We start from the raw sequence: 16914 nt of genomic DNA, 5'->3' as shown, positions 1-16914 counted from the left end.
GCCCTACTCGCCCATCGTCGTATATAAACAGGTGGTCAATTAGCGAAAGAAGAAGTGTAGAGGTAACTGCTCAATCTATGGCTGGAAATAGGTTTGCTCTCAAGGGGTCGACGTCCGACGCCCAGGAAGGCCTACTCTCATCGCAATATCGTGCTCTCACGATTGGGTTGATAACGCTCATTACCATTGCTGCGTTTGACCAGACGGCAGTCATGTCCGTCATGCCCACCATCACCGCAAGTCTGGGAGCACCAGGGGGCACTGCATATACACTGACGTTCACTGCGGCGACGGCAGCTTCCATTTTCGCCATGGTCGCTGGTGGAATGCTCGCCGACTCCCGGGGAGCAATGAGAACACTGCGGGGGTCTGGCCTGGTATTTGTGGCTGGACTGGTACTCGCTGTTGTCACCCCGACGATGCCGATCTTCCTCGTTGCGCGCGTGCTTCAGGGGCTCGGCGGGGGTGCCATTGTGGTGGCGATCTATGCGATTATCGCCGTCATCTACCCCTCTCACCTGCAGACGAAAATGTTCGCAGCCTTGGCCGGTGCGTGGGTGATCCCCACACTCATTGGACCTGGGGTTGCGGGGATTATTACCGAGAGTCTCAGCTGGCATTGGCTTTTCGGCATCTCAGCTGTGGCATCGATCATTGTGTTCCCTCTCCTCCCCCGCGCGACGACGCCATTAACGCGTGAGACCGATCATCGCAACGCAACGAAGATGCTCATCGCGGCGCTCGTTATCGCGATAGCGTCCTATCCGCTCTCAATTTCCGGTGATTTCGCGGCGTGGGGTGTTCTGATCTTCCTCCTCGCCACAGGCGTGACCGCCGTCGCGATTCGCCCGCTAGTACCCGTCGGCACGTTCCGCGCCGCGGGTGATGTTCCGTCGATGGTTCTTCTGAGATTCCTTTTCGACGCTTTCTTCGGGCTCGAGGCGCTCATCCCTCTGCTTTTGGCACGTCGTGATGGATTACCACCGACGCTGACTGGGCTCGCGCTGACGGGAACGGGTATTACCTGGTTTATCGGATCGCAAGTGCAGTCGAGCGCCAAACCGCGGTCACTCCCCGTGACGTTGTGGATTTCCGCCGCGGTCATGGGGGTCGGCGCTGCCGGTGTCGGTATTAGCAGCGCATCCGGGGCGCATTGGGCGTGGATAACAGCGTTTTGGACGTTGACCGGGTTTGGTGTGGGATACAGCTATCCGCGCATCAACTCGGCAGCGTTGAGTTTGTCGCCACCCGATAGAGCCGGCTTCATGGGGTCTGCGCTGCAGGTATCAGGCATGACCGGGATGACGATGGCTGTCGCCGCGGCAACTCTTGTTCACACCCTCGTCCCTCTGTCGACAGGCGGATCCTTCGGCGTCGTGTACGTGGTCGCCGTTCTATCACCTGTATTCATCGCGCTCATCGGACGCAGGTGTGGACATATTGACGACGCAGCACGAAATAGCGTCAGTAACCCCGGCTAGCTTGTCGCGATTCCCAATCGTTCGGCCCAATCTGCGCCCAGTGCTGCGTCCACTGCGTCAGCCAACCGGTCGACCTGTTCAGCGCGAGCGTCATGAAAACTGACGTGTCCGGGGACGAATCCGGATAAGCCGCATGTCTGGGCAACATCGCGGAGGAATTGACGTCGGAAAGAATCGACCTCGAGCTGCCCGTGCCGGTGTGTGCCCCACACGGCTTTCTCATGTGCCCCCTCGTAGCGTGCTGCACCGCCGGCATGGTTACCTGAAACTACGTGTTCGCCTGAGCCCACCTGATCACCAGAACTCTCGCCATCCGGGAGCGGCCCGATCCACCCTGGGCAGTTTTGACGGACAACTCGACCGTGGTGGATCTCAAACGCTGTACCGTGATTGGCCAGTGTTTTTTCGGGGAAAAACTCGATATCGATGTCCAAGAAGTCCAAGCCGGCGACGGGTTCGGAGTGGCCGGACTCGACGGGATCCGTAATGGCGTGGCAGAGCATCTGGAATCCGCCACAAATTCCCAAAATCGGCCGGCCGGCGCGGTAGCGTTCCTGAAGTTGCGGGCCAGCTGTTTTCGTCAACCACTCTAAGTCGTGGATCGTGGACTTCGACCCCGGAATGACCACTAAATCCGCCGATGCGATAGCCGCGGGAGAGGTGGTCCATTCCACATCAACGCCAGGCTCGCACGATAGAGCCTCAATATCGGTGCTGTTAGAGACCCGCGGTAGGCGAACAGCGGCTACCCGTATGGTGTCAGTCCCGATAGGCGGATTCCCCGGGCCCACTCGCCCACTGGCACCCGAAAGCGAATCTTCAGCATCTATCCATAGACCGTCAACGAATGGGATGACACCGAGGGTCGGAACACCGGTTCGACGCGTGACTTCGCCCAATCCAGGCTGGAGGATGCCGACGTCACCGCGGAACTTGTTGACAATGAAACCTTGAAATCGGTCGCGGTCACTGGGGTCGAGAATGAAGTACGTGCCAAAAAAGTGCGCGAGCACACCGCCACGGTCGATATCGCCGACAAGGACGACGGGTAAATCCGCAGCTTCCGCCAACCCCATGTTCGCGATGTCGGTGTGCCGGAGGTTAATTTCTGCTGGAGAACCCGCCCCTTCACAGATGACCACATCGTATTCGCGGCGAAGCGACTCCAAGGCTTGAACGCTGACCTCACGCAAGTGCGTGCGGTGTTCAATGTAATCTCGCGCGCCGACGGTACCGGTCGCTACTCCGCGGAGGACTAATTGGCTTCGACGGTCTGCCTCCGGTTTCAGCAGAACTGGGTTCATGTCGACGCTGGGGGTAGCCCCGGCAGCGAAAGCCTGCAATGCCTGAGCCCGGCCGATTTCCCCAGCGACGAGACGTCGGCCAGCCTCGTGGTGAGAAGCTGAATGCGCCGCCCCTTCCCCACTGTCCGAGTTGCCCGCACCTGCTGAATAATCAGTCGCCAACACGACGGCCGAATTATTCGACATGTTCTGCGCTTTAAAAGGCGCGACCCGGTAACCACGACGCGCCAATGACCGGCACATACCGGCAACGACGACCGATTTGCCAGCGTCTGACGTGCATCCGGTCACCAACAGTGCCGGAGCTAAAGAAGGCGAAGACTCAGCCTTGTCGTACCCGGCCTTTTCATAGTCAGCATTCATGGGTATCTAACTCGAACCACGCACGTTCGATTCTCACGCTTCGTCAATGGAGAAATCTGGCTGCGTTAAAATCTCAACGCCGTCCTCGGTCACGACGAGGGTGTGCTCAAACTGTGCAGTCCAGTTTCCTGGTTGCGTCAGCTGGACGGTCCAATCGTCATCCCACACGCGGTAATCGAGGTTCTCCGTTTGCGTAATCATGGGTTCGATGGTGAAGGTCATGCCCGGTTCCATGATGTCATCCGGCCATGAAGCGTCGTAATGCAAAATGACAAGTCCATTGTGGAATGTAGTTCCAATGCCGTGACCCGTGAAATCACGCACTACCCCGTACCCGAAACGGCGAGCATAGGACTCAATCACACGGCCAATCATGTTCACAGGCCGGCCCGGCTTACACGCTTTGATGGCCCGGTACATGCTTTCTTCTGTGACTTTGACCAGCTTTTTATGTTCCTCGGAAACATTTCCAGCCAGGAACGTTGCATTGGTGTCACCATGGACCCCATTTTTGAACGCCGTGACATCAATATTCACAATGTCACCGTCCTGCACGACGGTGGTGTCCGGAATCCCATGGCACACGATCTCATTGAGGCTGATGCAACTAGCTTTGGGGTAGCCGCGGTAATGCAAGCAGGACGGGTAAGCATCGTGCTCAATGAAGTAATCGTGAACGATCCGATCCAACTCGTCCGTCGTCACTCCCGGTTGAACTGCTTCCCCCGCCTTCTGTAGGGCATTTGCTGCGATGACGCTCACTTCGCGCATCCGCTCAATGTTTTCGGGAGTCTGAACGAGGGGTTCCCCAATCCCCTCTTGAGGCTCTTTGCCACTGTTAACGTATTCAGGACGCGGGATATGGGCCGGGACATGGCGGATAGGAGTGGCATGTCCGGGCTTGAGTGGCGCACGGTCACCGCCGTGACGCTGTGACTCCGATGTGTGAGATTTCTTTGCTGAACCGTTAATCATGACCACATGGTAGCGCGATCCATTAACGATGCCGACTGGGTGTGTACGTCGTCGACAGTTTAAGTGCGAGCCGGCCAGCCTGTTATTCGTCGCCACCCAAGTTCTGGAAAAAGGACTGGGTGATGGCAACCGAGTGCTCTGACCCGCCACCCATCGGGATAAGGGTGGCGAAGGCGAGGTCTCCCCGATAACCAGCGAACCACGCGTGTGACCCATCAGAGACTTCAGCTTCACCGGTCTTACCGAAAACATCGCCCTCACCTGCGATAGCACGAGCCGTACCCGACGTCACAACAGCTCGCATCATCCCGCGCAGTTTGTCGATGGTGGGGGGATCAATCGTCGGCACATTGGTGTTCTTGACGGTCGTCTTGTGGGATTCGATCAAGGTAGGAGTCGGAGTTTTCCCCGCTGCAGCGGTGGCAGCAACAAGAGCCATACCGAACGGGCTAGCCAAGTCTTTACCCTGACCGAAACCGCCTTCCACACGATCAACCAGCTCATCAGCCTGCGGTACCTGACCTGTCAGCGTGTCCAACCCGTCAATCTTGTAATCCTGCCCGATGCCGAACTGCTGGGCAGTAGATTTCAGCTCCCCCGGCTTCAGCTTGCTAGACACGTCCGCAAAGGTGGTGTTGCACGATTGCGCAAACGCCTTGGTCAAGGGAACATTGCCCAAACTGAAATCGTTGTAATTGTGCACAACACGGCTACCAATTTCCATGGTGCCCGGGCACGGCACGGTGGAATCGGGCGTCACCAATCCGTGCTGCATCCCCGCCGTTGCCGTCACCATCTTGAACGTCGATCCGGGAGGGAACAAACCAGTCAGCGCCAGATCACCTTTTTTATCGGCATTACCCGTCTGAGCAACGGCCAGGACCTCACCCGTCGACGGGCGAATAACGACCATCATCGCTTCGGTATCCGCACGGGTGTCCACTGCTTTTTGGGCAGCGTCCTGCACCTTCTTACTCAAACTGATCTTGACCGACTGAGCAGGAGTTGGTTGCTGCTCTTCCAAGCTCTTAATGACAGCCCCGTTGGGATTCACAGAGGCCACCTGCCACCCATTTTTCCCATCGAGTTCGTCATTCACTATCGACGACACCCTGCTCAGAATGTCAGGCGCGAAGTTCGGGTCGGGACGGACCAGAGCCGGTTCCTCGTTAAGCGTGACTCCATCGACCCCTTTGAGTGCATCAACGACGTCGTGCGCACGTGACGGCACCATCGCGACGGAGTAATCGCCGTTGACGTTTTTCACGGACTGGTGGACAGCGGAGGGATCAATCGTCGGAACCCCTGCGTCCCCCGCGTGGCCGTCGTTGAGGATAGACGCGACATGATTGATAGTCGCCGAATCATGCTTATTAAGAAGCACGCGGAATTGGGTTCCCGGTTCGAGCAGGACCTGGCCATCCGACCCAATAACGGGTGCACGATCCGCCTGAAGCGCCCGAAGCTCTAAATGCTGGTCAGAGCCCAGATCGGGATGAATGACCGCTGGCTTCCACCGCACTTTCCACGCCTGATTCGTCTTAGCGAACGTGGCCTTAGCGTCGTATGACAGCGAACGATCCTTCGGCAAGGTCCAGTCGTAGTGATACGTAGCTACAGACACATCGCCGGATGAGGAAAAATCTTTCAGGCTGACTTTAAGGTCCTGCGCCTGCAGTCCCTTCCAGGAGTCAGTGATACTTGCCTCTGCTGCTGACTTATTGTCTGTTGCATCGGCCGCTTTATCGGCGTGGTCAATCGGCTCATCGTCATCGCCGTCTTTATCTTGCGACGAGGTCATCGCACTGAGCTGCTTGGCGAAGTCAGTTGCCGCTTCGCGTGCTCCAGCTGGTTTTGGTGTACACGCGCTCAACGTCGCCAAAACGGTGACCGAAGCCACTGCCAGGATCTTCTTTCCGCCATGACCATACCGACGAAGCCTCACGCGCTGCATGGTACGAAACCTAGCAGCGTTCAGCGTTCTCTAGGCTCCGACCCGCCGACGTTCCTCCGCCGGGTCTTAGCCGAAGAGTCTGATGGGGTTCACAACGTCCGCCACAATGACCAACGCACCAAAACCGAATAAGAGGACAAAGACGGCAACGGTCAGCGGCATTAACTTGGTGTAATCGGCGGGACCAAGTGGCGATAAGCCACGGAGCCGTCGCACCATGTCACGGAGCTTCTCCCAGATCGTGACGGCCACGTGCCCACCATCGAGCGGCGGCAAGGGAACGAGGTTAAACAAGGCAAGGAAAAAGTTCAGGCTAGCCAGGAGGAGGAAGAAGGACGACCACTCATCGTGTTTAACCAAGTCGCCACCGGCCACCGAAGCTCCGACAACGCTCATCGGCGAGCTCTCACTGCGCTCACCACCGCCGATCGACCGGATAACTCCCGGAACAGATGTCGGCAGCTTGGCCAAGCCAACAACCGATTGGCCGATCATGTAACCGGAATAGTGCAAGGAGCCTGGGATAGCTGAAAGTGCGTTGTAGTGCGAATACATGTTGGTGGGGCGCTCCCAGGTCATCCCGATAGCGCCAACAGTCACCGTCTTGCCCTGGGTGGTCTCCCGCTGGACACGCTGGATCGTGACATCAACCGTTCGTGTTTCACCGTTTCGCTCGACAACGACGGGGACTGTGGGGTCGTGGTTGTCACCCGCATGATCACGTCCGATCTTTTGGACGACATCGCCCATCGTCGTGAAGTCCGGGGTGTCGTGACCGTCGACCTTGACGATCGTATCGCCCTGGCGGATTCCGGCCTTCCCGGCGGGCCCGGGACCGCTACAGTCAGGCGTCGACGTATCCTGGGACGAACTATTGGCGGATGCTGATTGCGGAACACACTGCGTAGAACCAACTTTTGCTGACAAATCGACGTTCGGATTGGGAAGCCCCCACGCGACGGCCACGAAATACATCACGATGACGCCGATCAACAGGTTCATCATGATGCCCCCCAGCAACACGATGAGACGCTGCCACACCGGCCGTTTGACCATGGAGAATGGCTCGTCTTCTGGGGCGACCTCATCGATCGCTGTCATACCGGCGATATCGCAAAATCCACCAAAGGGAACAGCTTTAAGGCCATATTCCGTCATGAGGGGACGCCCAGCCGCTGCCGACGTTTTCTTCTCTCTCCGTCGGAAAGAAAAGAGCGTCGGGCCAAAACCAATAAAGTAACGACGGACGCGCATCCCGCAGGCGCGTGCAGAAACCATGTGGCCACATTCATGCAGCGCGATGGTCAGAACGATCCCCAAGGCAAATAAAACAAGCCCCACGATGAAACTCATGAGGGCCAACCCTACCGTGTTCCTCGAGAGAACGCTGCTACGCGCAGACCACACTCGCTTTTCACAGAATCACCACCAACAGGGTGTATTGGGCATGGTCGACGCGCTACCTCACTATGGCTGAGAATTCATTTGGGGTAATGTAAACGACAGCAGTGTGACTGAAACGTCGACAATAAATACCCCACTGGTCCCGCGGAATGGCGCCGGACAGATACATCAGACGTGGATCGTCACTGTTCCGGCAGAGATAGAGGAGAGGTTCTCGTGTCTGAGACGAATGAGAAAGTGTACGACGGCGTATCAACCAAGGACGAGCCATCCGCATACTGGGGTTGGCATGATTTAGGCCGGCGTCCGGTCATTATCTCCGGCATCGTTGGTGGCCTTTTCCTCTTGTTCATGCTTATCGGTAACCACAAGGGGCACGTCGAAGATATTTTCCTCATCGCATGCGCTGCCCTGTGCTTCATCGGAGCATTGTTGATCGCTCTGCGTCCTAAGCTGAACCAGGTTCGGACTGTCACCGCTCGCAATAAGCCGGCGGATTACGTTGAGCGCGACTGGGCTGCTGACCAGCTCAACCTTCGCGGAGCATACTCTGATCTGTCTGACTCGCAGTTGCGTTCCTTCAACATTGATCCGGCGACGGTGAAGGTGAAGGGTCAGCGCGCTGTCCAGGGGAACTAACTGATACGAGATTAGTTGCTGGGTCTTTTGTCCCCTGGCCGCTGTCCCCCGGCCTCTGGCCCAGCTTTACGCAGTCTTTTCTTCCGCAGCCAGCTGACCGCAGGCTGCGGCAATTTCCTGTCCGCGGGTATCACGAACGGTGCACTCGACACCTTGTGCTTTCACCCGGCGGACAAATTCTTCTTGCTGCTGCTTCGTCGACGCATCCCAAATAGACCCCGGCGTAGGGTTCAACGGAATCACATTCACATGGACCTTAGAGTGAAGCGCCTTTTTCAGCTTCTTACCTAAAAGGTCCGCACGCCACCCTTGGTCATTGACGTCACGGATGAGCGCGTACTCGATAGAAACACGACGCCCAGACCGATCCGCATAATACGCAGCAGCATCCAAGACCTCCTCCACGGACCACCTATTGTTCACAGGGACGAGGCTATCTCGGAGCTCATCATCAGGCGTGTGCAGCGATACCGCTAGCGTGACCGAAAGGCCTTCGTCGGCAAACCGTCGTATTGCAGGCGCAAGCCCTACCGACGACACCGTCACGTTGCGCTGAGACAAACCGAATCCCCGTGGCGCCGGATCAGTAATCTGCCGAACAGCGCTGACGACGCGCTTATAGTTCGCCAGCGGCTCGCCCATTCCCATAAAGACGACATTGGACAGGCGACCTTTGCCACCAGCAACGTCACCCCTGCTCATAGCAGCTGCGGCGGCACGAACTTGGTCCACGATCTCCCCCGTCGACAAGTTGCGATGCAGCCCACCTTGGCCGGTTGCGCAGAACGGGCAGGCCATGCCGCATCCTGCTTGGGAAGAAATACACAAGGTGGCTCGGCCCGGGTAGCGCATCAAAACTGACTCGAGCAAGGTGCCATCGTGCAGTTTCCACAATGTCTTCCTGGTCATGCCTTGATCGCACGAAATATTGCGGACCTCGGTCATGAGCTCGGGGAAAAGAGCTTTCTGAACCGGCTCACGCGCGGCAGCCGGCAAGTCCGTCATGGTCTCAGGGGATGCCTCAAATCGGCCGTAATAGTGACGGGCCAATTGGTTCGCGCGAAATGCCGGCAGCCCCAAGTCCTTCACGGCCTGCTTCTGCTCATCCACCGTCAGATCCGCAAAATGTGTTGGCGGTTTTCCGCGACGCGGAGCGGCGAACTTCAGCTGGGCTTTGTTATCAGCTCGATTGAGGGATTCGACGGGCTTAAGACCCAAGTCGTTGTGTGTTTCTGTATGTGTTTCCGTCATTACTTATATTCTGCCTACGATGCGAGAGGATAATCCAATCACAGTCCAACGGTGACCGCGACGGAATGTCTGCGAGCCGACGTGCTGGTGGATGTTGAGGTATTGTTACGGAGCAATGAGTACATCACCAAAATCTAAGGACAACAAATCGACTCGGGCCGATAATGCGGTGGGTCGCCCACGCATGGACGGAAAAAGCGACACCGAGGCACGCACACCGAGCGTCGTTAGACCAACCCCTGAAGGTGAGCGGAAGAAGGCCGAGCGCCAACAGAATGAAGAAGCTGCACAGAACCAGGATGCGCAGCACGCTGAGCGGGCCACGGGTAGCTCCTCCCCTGCTAGTTCCTCCGATGATGAGCCGCGTACCGAGCGTCGTCGTGTGAATCGGGAGGGAACCGACACCAATGCTGGTCCGATGAAGAATAAGACTGACGTTCAGGGCTCCGTTGCCGGAAGCACGTGGGTGGCGCTGAGTGTCGGAATTGCTCTGTTAGTGCTTCTTCTTATTTTCATTATCCAGAACATGGAATCTGTCACGTTGACAGTCTTTTTCTGGACAGTCTCGTTCCCCGCGGGCGTTGGGTTCCTCCTCGCCGCGATTATTGGAGCTGTCATTATGCTCTCTGTTGGATCGGTTCGGATGTTTCAGTTACGGCGACAGATCCACCAACAGAGAAAATAAGACAACACGACCGGGACTGGTCACATTTGGAGAACAGTCGCGATGATCCATGTCATCGCCGCTGCCGGGAGCAGACTATCCAACCGGTCCATGAGCCCACCATGCTCGGGAAGAAGCGTGCCCATATCTTTAATTCCCAGATCTCGTTTGAATTGGGACTCAACGAGATCCCCGAGCGTGGCGGCACAGGCAAGAAATAGGCCGACCACGATGCCTTCCCAGGGGGCTCGGTGAAGCAACAGCCAGGTGGTTATGACCCCAACAATGGCCGCAAATACGAGGGAGCCTACGAATCCTTCCCACGATTTCTTAGGGCTGACGGCCGGTGCAAGCGGGTGCTTACCGAAGAACACACCGGCTGTAAAACCACCCACATCGTTGGCAACAACGCACAAGATGAACGTCGCAATGACGGCCCATCCCCGAAGACTTCCCTCGTTAAACAAGGTGAGATGTGCAGCGGCCGTTCCGCACAGCGAAATCCACGTGAGAACAAAGACCGCCACTGACATGTCGCGAAGGTAATTCGTCGGTGCGTGGTGGGTTCCACGGTGAAATAGCCGGGTGATCATGATCGCGCCAACAGACACGATATAGCCCATCAGCATGCCCCTAGCCCCCCACGGCAACGACAACCACAGTATCAGCTGCCCACCAGCCAGCATGGTCAGGACCGGGACGTCGTACTCATGCTCCTTGAGGCGACGGGACACCTCAAGGGTTGCTAGCGGAATGATGACAGCTAACAGCGGGTACCACGCGTGCGGAATAATGAGGCATCCGATGATTAAGGACCCAAGTAGAACACCAACAATGATGGCGACGGGGACGTTACGCCCCGCCTTGTTGCGTGGGCGCGGCAGAGAACTGCCGTCGGAACCGCGCTCACTTACCTTCATCAGCTATCCCTGAGCTTTCTGTTGTAAGCCACCCTAGACTTCCATTAATTCTTTTTCTTTAGCCTCGATGAGCTTGTCCACCTGGGACACGTACTCGTGGGTGGTCTTGTCCAGTTCCTTCTCCGCGGCCTGGACCTCATCTTCACCGGCTTCGCCGTCTTTTTGGATGCGCTTGAGCTCGTCCATTCCCTTCCGGCGAATGTTACGGATCGCGATGCGCGCGTCCTCCCCCTTGCTCTTAGCGAGCCGGACCATCTCTTTACGACGCTCCTCGGTCAGCTGCGGCACGGTGACGCGCAGAACTTGACCGTCGTTGGTCGGGTTGACGCCCAAGTCCGAATTGCGGATAGCGTTTTCGATGGCGTTCATGATGCTGGGCTCGTATGGCTTGATCAGCAGCATTCGTGGTTCTGGGACGCTGATTGTGGCCATCTGCGTAATCGGCGTCATCACTCCGTAATACTCGGCTTGAACTCCGTTAAACATCGACGGGTTCGCGCGGCCGGTGCGAATCGTCGTGAGGTCTTCACGAGCGTATTCCACCGACTGGGTCATACGTTCTTCGCTCTCTAGCAGCGTGTCATCAATCATGGTGTGTACCTCGCAGTGTGTTGTAATAAGCGCGACGCATGGGCACGCGGGCCTCATGCCCTCGCCTCATTGGCCATGTCGTCTAGCAAACGATGGCTGTATTAATCATTATCAGACGAACGGACCAGCGTGCCGATGTTTTCGCCATTGACCGCCCTCGCGATATTTCCTTCAACGAGCAGATTGAAGACGAGGATCGGCATGTTGTTGTCCATGCATAGGCTGAAGGCCGTGGCGTCGGCCACCTTCAGTTTCTTGTCAAGGCATTCACGCGGAGTGACTTCCGTGTACATGGTGGCGTCAGGGTTTTTACGGGGGTCGTCGTCGTACACTCCGTCGACGGCCTTCGCCATCAACAGGACTTCACAACCGATCTCCAGCGCTCTCTGGGCCGCGGTGGTATCCGTTGAGAAGTAAGGCATTCCCATGCCCGCACCGAAAATGACGACGCGACCTTTCTCGAGGTGCCGGGTCGCACGGAGTGGAAGATAGGGTTCCGCGACTTGCGCCATGTTGATCGCTGTCTGAACGCGGGTCTCGACGCCCTGCTTTTCGAGGAAGTCCTGGAGGGCGAGGCAATTCATCACGGTGCCGAGCATGCCCATGTAGTCGGAACGCGATCGATCCATTCCCCGCTGGGACAGCTGCGCTCCGCGGAAGAAGTTGCCACCCCCGATGACCACACAAATTTCAACTCCGTTGCGGGCGACTTCGGCGATCTGACGAGCAACATTGTCGACGACGTCGGGGTCAACTCCGACTTTGCCGCCGCCGAACATTTCACCGCCCAGCTTCAGCATGACCCTCTTATATGGTGATCGATGAGGACCGTGAGCAGGTGAATTGGGGGCGTCATTCTGCGCCATTCTGGATGTCTCCTCATGAAGTTGAGTGTGCGACCCTACCTGAACCGACCAACGTGAACGCTGCCGTAGACAGCGAAGGGGCCAGTGGGTAACCTGTTCGGTTTTCCTCGTGACATCCTACCTGGCTCTCTGGACAAGAACACAACTTGACACCTGGAGGTAGTGGGAGGAGATGAGGATCCCGCCGCTCGCCCACTATTTGGGCATCATTTCTGCCGGCAGAAAGCAAAAACCTCGATCCCTCTCCCCCTTGCAAGGAAAAGAAACCGAGGTAGTTTCGCTCACTAGGTGAGGCTCAGCAGATTACTGCTGGCCAACTTCGTAGCGGCGGAAGCCGGTCAAGGTGACGCCAGCCTCATCCATCAACTGCTTAACAGTCTTCTTGTGATCAGCGACGGAAGGCTGCTCCAGAAGTACAACGTCCTTGAAGAAGCCGTTGAGACGGCCTTCGACGATCTTCGGAAGGGCTTTTTCGGGCTTGCCTTCCTCACGAGAGGTTGCCTCTGCAATGGAACGCTCTTTCTCGACGATGTCGGACGGGACGTCCTCGCGCTTCAGGTACTTTGCCTTCAACGCGGCAACCTGCATGGCAGCGTTGTGAGCTGCTTCTTTCGCTGCGTCGCCTTCACCTTCGTAGGCGACCATCACGCCGACTGCCGGCGGGAGGTCTGCGGAACGGTGGTGCAGGTAAACAGCAACGTTGTCGCCGTCGATGGTGGTAGCGCGACGAAGAGCCAGCTTCTCACCGATCTTGGCTGAGAAAGCCTGCAAGGCTTCTTCTGCCGGGGTGCCGTCGACGTTGACAGCAGCCAGGTCCTCGGGCGAGTTAGCCTTGGCCTCATCCGCGGCCTTCGCAACCTTGTCCGCGAATTCTTTGAACTCGGCGTTCTTAGCAACGAAGTCGGTCTCGGAGTTGACCTCGATCATGGTGTTGCCGGACACGGCGATGAGCCCTTCGGCAGCGGTGCGCTCTGCACGCTTACCGACGTCTTTCGCACCCTTGATGCGGAGGAATTCTACGGCCTTGTCGAAGTCGCCGTCAGCCTCCTCTAAAGCTTTCTTACAGGACATCATGCCGGCACCGGTGATCTCACGGAGCTTCTTGACATCAGCTGCAGTGTAATTCGCCATCAGCGATTCTCCTTCAGTATGTGAAAACGGGTCTTACTTTGACTCAGCTTCAGAGGATTCGGCTGCGGACTCATCACTGGAGGTCGCCGTCGTCTCAGATGCCGTGGAAGCAGCGTCGGATGCCGCTTCTGCGCTCTCACCTTCGGAAGAAACAGTCGCATCGTTGTCGCCGGCAGCAGCCTTAGCCTCAGCCTGGGCGCGCTCGGCGCGAGCCTTTTTGCCGTCCTCAACAGCGGAGGCGATGACGCCAGTCAGCAGCGCAGCCGAACGGATAGCGTCGTCGTTACCCGGAATCGGGTAGTCAACGACGTCGGGATCGCAGTTCGTGTCCAGAATGGCCACGACCGGGATGTTCAGCTTTTGAGCCTCGGAGACGGCGATGTGTTCCTTGTTGGTGTCGACGATCCAGATCGCAGACGGAACCTTGTTCATGTCGGAGATACCGCCAAGAACGCGCTCGAGCTTCTGACGCTCGCGGGTCAGCATCAAGACTTCCTTCTTGGTGCGACCTTCGTAGCCGTTCTCCGCTGCGTCCATGGCCTGAAGTTCCTTCAGACGACCCAGGCGCTTGTGGACGGTTTGGAAGTTGGTGAGCATGCCGCCCAACCAGCGGTGGTTGACGTACGGCATACCAACGCGCTCGGCCTCGGTTGCAACTGCTTCCTGGGCCTGCTTCTTGGTACCGACGAAGAGGATGTTGCCGCCATGAGCAACAGTCTCTTTAACGAACTCGTAGGCAGAATCGATGTAGGTCAGTGTCTGCTGAAGATCAATGATGTAGATGCCGTTGCGTTCCGTGATGATGTAGCGCTTCATCTTCGGATTCCAACGACGGGTCTGGTGGCCAAAGTGGACACCGGCGTCAAGGAGCTGACGCATGGTTACAACAGCCATATATTTATTGGGAAGCACATTGGGGGCGCTTAGGTGCTCGTTGTGCCAGGTGGTTTGTACCGATTCCCGGCGCGGAACACAGCGGTCCGGCTTCCCTCCTCGCTTTCTGCTCGGACGTAGTGGTTATTTCTTACATGTCAGCTTGACCAGCTGACGTGGTTGTGTGGGTTTCCTCCACACCCTGGTGCCATCGGGTTCGAATACTCGCGAATCACAACAACGCCAGAAAGCAGGAAAACTGCTTCCCTACCGGCGATACTGCGATTCCCGAGACCACATTCTCTCCCTCACCCCTCATTTTTAACGCGGAACAAGTCCTTGGCTTTCGCCGACGTAGCTGCTGCCACGTAGACAAAAATAAGGCTTTAACGGCTTTAACGCGTTAAAGAAGTGGGCGTGATGGTCACGCGAAGTCAATGGTCATACGGCGAAACCACGTCGAGGCGTCAACGGTGTCATGCGGCTGTGAGACTCTAAGCTCACCGCCACGGTGTCCGTTATTAGCTCTACGCGGCCCACGTAGGCACATTGCAACGGCTAATTGTACTGCTTAGAACGCTTTTCCCCAAGTCCTAAAAACCGACGCACTCTGGCGCGACTCGAATGAGAATCGAACGGGAACAGTTAAGTCGTCGCTCCTCGATTCTGGGTTATCCACAGGCCTCCAGTTATCCACAGAATGAGTGGTGACCGGCGGTCGATCACACCCCGATTTGTGTGAATAAGTGGACTCTTATGTCATGGCTTTGTCAACACCATTTGTTTCCAAGATTCGTACACGCAGTTCGCTGACCGTGTCGTTCACGGTGGTAACCATTCTGTGGGTCACGGCGTTCAGTCTTTGTCCTGCTCATAGCCCTGTTTTGATGGCATCAGCAAGCACGCGCCACACGACTGTAGCTCATGCGGAGGGTACTACCGACGAGACATCGCTCGACCGCGCCCCACTCACAGCGCACCACCATATCCACCGACATCGACTACCCGTGGCATCAAAGGTGATTCTTCCCTTCAAAGCTCCACCAGAGCCCTGGTTGTCGGGCCATCGCGGTGTTGATCTTGAAGCCGCTCCTGGCACACCTATTCGAGCGTCTATGTCGGGGACCATTGCATTCGCTGGGCAGGTTGGTGGCCGGCCGGTGGTATCGATCCAGCACGCAGACGGTATCCGGACCACGTATGACCCCGTAATTTCTCGACGCTCCCGTGGCGACATTGTCCGCAGGGGTGACATTATTGGTGTTCTTGCCAACGAGAATGAAGCGACTCACGGCCCAGGGCTTGGTTGGGGAGCAAAAATCGGCGAGAGTTACGTCGACCCTCTAACTCTCCTTGGCCGATCAGAAGTGAGGTTGAAGCCTCAATGAGCGAGGCCAACACCAGAATCAGTCTCGACGCGACCTGTGCGGTGCAAACGACGTTCCGACAGGCAATGTACGGCCACGCGACGGCCGGCCTGACAACGTCCGGTCACGCCCGCGGGTGGGCTTGGTTAAACACCGCTTTCAAGCGCTCTGAATCAACATGGGTGTAAATCTGCGTCGTTGCTAGCGAGGCATGTCCCAGCATTTCTTGGACAACCCGGAGATCCGCTCCACCCTCAAGAACGTCCGTTGCCGCGCTGTGCCTGAGAGTGTGTGGAGAAACATCCCCGCCCGATACGGTCGAGGTCGCTTGATGAACAACCGTTCTGACTTGCCGCGGGTCGATGCGACCGCCCCGTTTCCCTAGGAAAACAGCCTGATCGGCGTCGTTATGATGCCCGTGCGCAGCGATCGTGGGGCGTCCAGTATCCATCCACCGCTTCAGTGCTCGCGCAGCAGACGCACCGAAGGGAACAACACGTTGTTTATTGCCTTTCCCCAGAATGGTAACCGTCTGTCTCGCGAAATCTAGGTCGCCAATGTTGAGCCGACACAGTTCGGATACTCGCACCCCAGTGCCGTACATGAACTCGACCATGGCGAGGTCGCGAAGAGCAATGGGGTCCTCTTCTTCCGCACCGACTTCCAAGTTGTGAAGTATCTCTGCGGTTTGATCAGCAGCTAAGACACGCGGAAGCGTTTTATCCGGACGTGGCGACGACAAACGGGATGCTGGATCGCTCCGAACAATTCCTCGGTGCTCAAGCCATCGGCCAAAATTCCTCACTGCAGAGGCGCGACGCGAAAGGCTCGACCGCGCATGCCCGGCGCGCAAAGCATCCGCCTGCCAGCGTCGAATGTGGTGCAAGGTGAGTTGATCGACCGTCGTAAGCCCGTCGACAAGCGAGTGAAGATCGTTGCGATAAGCCTTGACCGTGTTCTCACTGCGACCCTTGGTAAACGTGAGGAAGTCCAGATAGTCCTCGATAATGCCGTCCCACTGCGCCGATACGGCGGGTTTTCTGTTCGACGCGGCATCATTCCGGTCTTCACTGGAACCAGTATCGGTTGAATTCGGTGTTCCGGCCATGTGCATCGAGTATAGGTGCCGAG

Annotated in this window: 15 protein-coding genes; 4 read left to right on the top strand and 11 right to left on the bottom strand. The window is 57.1% G+C overall.

The genetic code is table 11. The features are described from left to right. Window positions 1-77: 77 nt before the first annotated feature. On the top strand, window positions 78-1481 hold the full coding sequence (locus tag JMN36_RS01395) for an MFS transporter (RefSeq protein ID WP_221923708.1): 1404 nt from the start codon (window positions 78-80) through the stop codon (window positions 1479-1481). Here JMN36_RS01395 and JMN36_RS01390 read toward each other — a convergent pair. The 4 genes from JMN36_RS01390 to JMN36_RS01375 form a co-directional block, all read right to left on the bottom strand. Then, window positions 1478-3148, bottom strand: coding sequence for a cobyric acid synthase (locus tag JMN36_RS01390; RefSeq protein ID WP_236881802.1), 1671 nt, complete (start codon window positions 3146-3148; stop codon window positions 1478-1480). The two genes, JMN36_RS01395 and JMN36_RS01390, sit on opposite strands and share 4 nt — an antisense overlap. Window positions 3149-3181: 33 nt before the next feature. After that, window positions 3182-4123: a type I methionyl aminopeptidase gene (map, locus tag JMN36_RS01385; protein ID WP_012731791.1), complete on the bottom strand. Its 942-nt coding sequence runs from the start codon at window positions 4121-4123 to the stop codon at window positions 3182-3184. Window positions 4124-4205: 82 nt separating this feature from the next. Next, window positions 4206-6077 (bottom strand): penicillin-binding transpeptidase domain-containing protein, encoded by a 1872-nt coding sequence (locus tag JMN36_RS01380; protein WP_221923707.1) that lies wholly within the window; start codon window positions 6075-6077, stop codon window positions 4206-4208. 66 nt (window positions 6078-6143) lie between these two features. Beyond that, entirely contained in the window at window positions 6144-7430 is a 1287-nt protein-coding gene (locus JMN36_RS01375; protein ID WP_221923706.1) for a M50 family metallopeptidase, read from the bottom strand. A gap of 267 nt (window positions 7431-7697) precedes the next feature. Here JMN36_RS01375 and JMN36_RS01370 point away from each other — a divergent pair, with 267 nt between their 5' ends. Next, window positions 7698-8120, top strand: coding sequence for a DUF2631 domain-containing protein (locus JMN36_RS01370; protein WP_204087104.1), 423 nt, complete (start codon window positions 7698-7700; stop codon window positions 8118-8120). 66 nt (window positions 8121-8186) lie between these two features. Here JMN36_RS01370 and rlmN read toward each other — a convergent pair whose 3' ends face one another. Next, window positions 8187-9371 (bottom strand): dual-specificity RNA methyltransferase RlmN, encoded by a 1185-nt coding sequence (rlmN, locus tag JMN36_RS01365; RefSeq protein ID WP_236881803.1) that lies wholly within the window; start codon window positions 9369-9371, stop codon window positions 8187-8189. A 115-nt stretch (window positions 9372-9486) separates the two neighbouring features. Here rlmN and JMN36_RS01360 point away from each other — a divergent pair, with 115 nt between their 5' ends. Next, window positions 9487-10056 carry a LapA family protein gene (locus tag JMN36_RS01360; protein ID WP_236881804.1) on the top strand — a complete coding sequence of 190 codons (570 nt, stop codon included), beginning with the start codon at window positions 9487-9489 and terminating at the stop codon, window positions 10054-10056. Between the two features lie 20 nt (window positions 10057-10076). On the opposite strand, the gene JMN36_RS01355 is transcribed toward JMN36_RS01360, so the two are convergent. The 5 genes from JMN36_RS01355 to rpsB form a co-directional block, all read right to left on the bottom strand. Further along, a complete protein-coding gene (locus tag JMN36_RS01355; protein ID WP_204087105.1) occupies window positions 10077-10955 on the bottom strand; it encodes a phosphatidate cytidylyltransferase in 879 nt (292 codons plus the stop codon). Window positions 10956-10988: 33 nt separating this feature from the next. Further along, window positions 10989-11546, bottom strand: coding sequence for a ribosome recycling factor (frr, locus tag JMN36_RS01350; RefSeq protein WP_012731798.1), 558 nt, complete (start codon window positions 11544-11546; stop codon window positions 10989-10991). A gap of 101 nt (window positions 11547-11647) precedes the next feature. Then, entirely contained in the window at window positions 11648-12412 is a 765-nt protein-coding gene (pyrH, locus tag JMN36_RS01345) for a UMP kinase (protein ID WP_012731799.1), read from the bottom strand. Between the two features lie 303 nt (window positions 12413-12715). Then, a complete protein-coding gene (gene tsf / locus JMN36_RS01340) occupies window positions 12716-13543 on the bottom strand; it encodes a translation elongation factor Ts (protein ID WP_204087106.1) in 828 nt (275 codons plus the stop codon). 33 nt (window positions 13544-13576) lie between these two features. Continuing rightward, complete coding sequence (rpsB, locus tag JMN36_RS01335; protein ID WP_204087107.1) at window positions 13577-14437, bottom strand: 30S ribosomal protein S2; 861 nt, start codon at window positions 14435-14437, stop codon at window positions 13577-13579. An 866-nt stretch (window positions 14438-15303) separates the two neighbouring features. On the opposite strand from rpsB, the gene JMN36_RS01330 reads away from it, so the two are divergent. Continuing rightward, window positions 15304-15804 carry a M23 family metallopeptidase gene (locus JMN36_RS01330; protein WP_204087108.1) on the top strand — a complete coding sequence of 167 codons (501 nt, stop codon included), beginning with the start codon at window positions 15304-15306 and terminating at the stop codon, window positions 15802-15804. 103 nt (window positions 15805-15907) lie between these two features. On the opposite strand, the gene JMN36_RS01325 is transcribed toward JMN36_RS01330, so the two are convergent. Further along, window positions 15908-16891 carry a tyrosine recombinase XerC gene (locus tag JMN36_RS01325; protein WP_204087109.1) on the bottom strand — a complete coding sequence of 328 codons (984 nt, stop codon included), beginning with the start codon at window positions 16889-16891 and terminating at the stop codon, window positions 15908-15910. Between the last annotated feature and the right edge of the window lie 23 nt (window positions 16892-16914).

Origin of the sequence: Corynebacterium pseudokroppenstedtii, assembly GCF_019754945.1 — a bacterium.
In the GTDB taxonomy this organism is placed as follows: domain Bacteria; phylum Actinomycetota; class Actinomycetes; order Mycobacteriales; family Mycobacteriaceae; genus Corynebacterium; species Corynebacterium pseudokroppenstedtii.
This window is presented reverse-complemented; position numbering and strand designations above follow the sequence as displayed.

Excerpts from the sequence above, each read along its gene's own strand:
- JMN36_RS01395 (WP_221923708.1), top strand. The coding sequence starts at position 78 with ATGGCTGGAAATAGGTTTGCTCTCAAGGGGTCGACGTCCGACGCCCAG.
- JMN36_RS01330 (WP_204087108.1), top strand. The coding sequence starts at position 15,304 with ATGGCATCAGCAAGCACGCGCCACACGACTGTAGCTCATGCGGAGGGT.
- JMN36_RS01325 (WP_204087109.1), bottom strand. The coding sequence starts at position 16,891 with ATGGCCGGAACACCGAATTCAACCGATACTGGTTCCAGTGAAGACCGG.
- tsf (WP_204087106.1), bottom strand. The coding sequence starts at position 13,543 with ATGGCGAATTACACTGCAGCTGATGTCAAGAAGCTCCGTGAGATCACC.
- JMN36_RS01380 (WP_221923707.1), bottom strand. The coding sequence starts at position 6,077 with ATGCAGCGCGTGAGGCTTCGTCGGTATGGTCATGGCGGAAAGAAGATC.
- pyrH (WP_012731799.1), bottom strand. The coding sequence starts at position 12,412 with ATGGCGCAGAATGACGCCCCCAATTCACCTGCTCACGGTCCTCATCGA.
- rpsB (WP_204087107.1), bottom strand. The coding sequence starts at position 14,437 with ATGGCTGTTGTAACCATGCGTCAGCTCCTTGACGCCGGTGTCCACTTT.
- frr (WP_012731798.1), bottom strand. The coding sequence starts at position 11,546 with ATGATTGATGACACGCTGCTAGAGAGCGAAGAACGTATGACCCAGTCG.
- JMN36_RS01375 (WP_221923706.1), bottom strand. The coding sequence starts at position 7,430 with ATGAGTTTCATCGTGGGGCTTGTTTTATTTGCCTTGGGGATCGTTCTG.
- JMN36_RS01390 (WP_236881802.1), bottom strand. The coding sequence starts at position 3,148 with ATGAATGCTGACTATGAAAAGGCCGGGTACGACAAGGCTGAGTCTTCG.
- map (WP_012731791.1), bottom strand. The coding sequence starts at position 4,123 with ATGATTAACGGTTCAGCAAAGAAATCTCACACATCGGAGTCACAGCGT.
- JMN36_RS01360 (WP_236881804.1), top strand. The coding sequence starts at position 9,487 with ATGAGTACATCACCAAAATCTAAGGACAACAAATCGACTCGGGCCGAT.
- rlmN (WP_236881803.1), bottom strand. The coding sequence starts at position 9,371 with ATGACGGAAACACATACAGAAACACACAACGACTTGGGTCTTAAGCCC.
- JMN36_RS01355 (WP_204087105.1), bottom strand. The coding sequence starts at position 10,955 with ATGAAGGTAAGTGAGCGCGGTTCCGACGGCAGTTCTCTGCCGCGCCCA.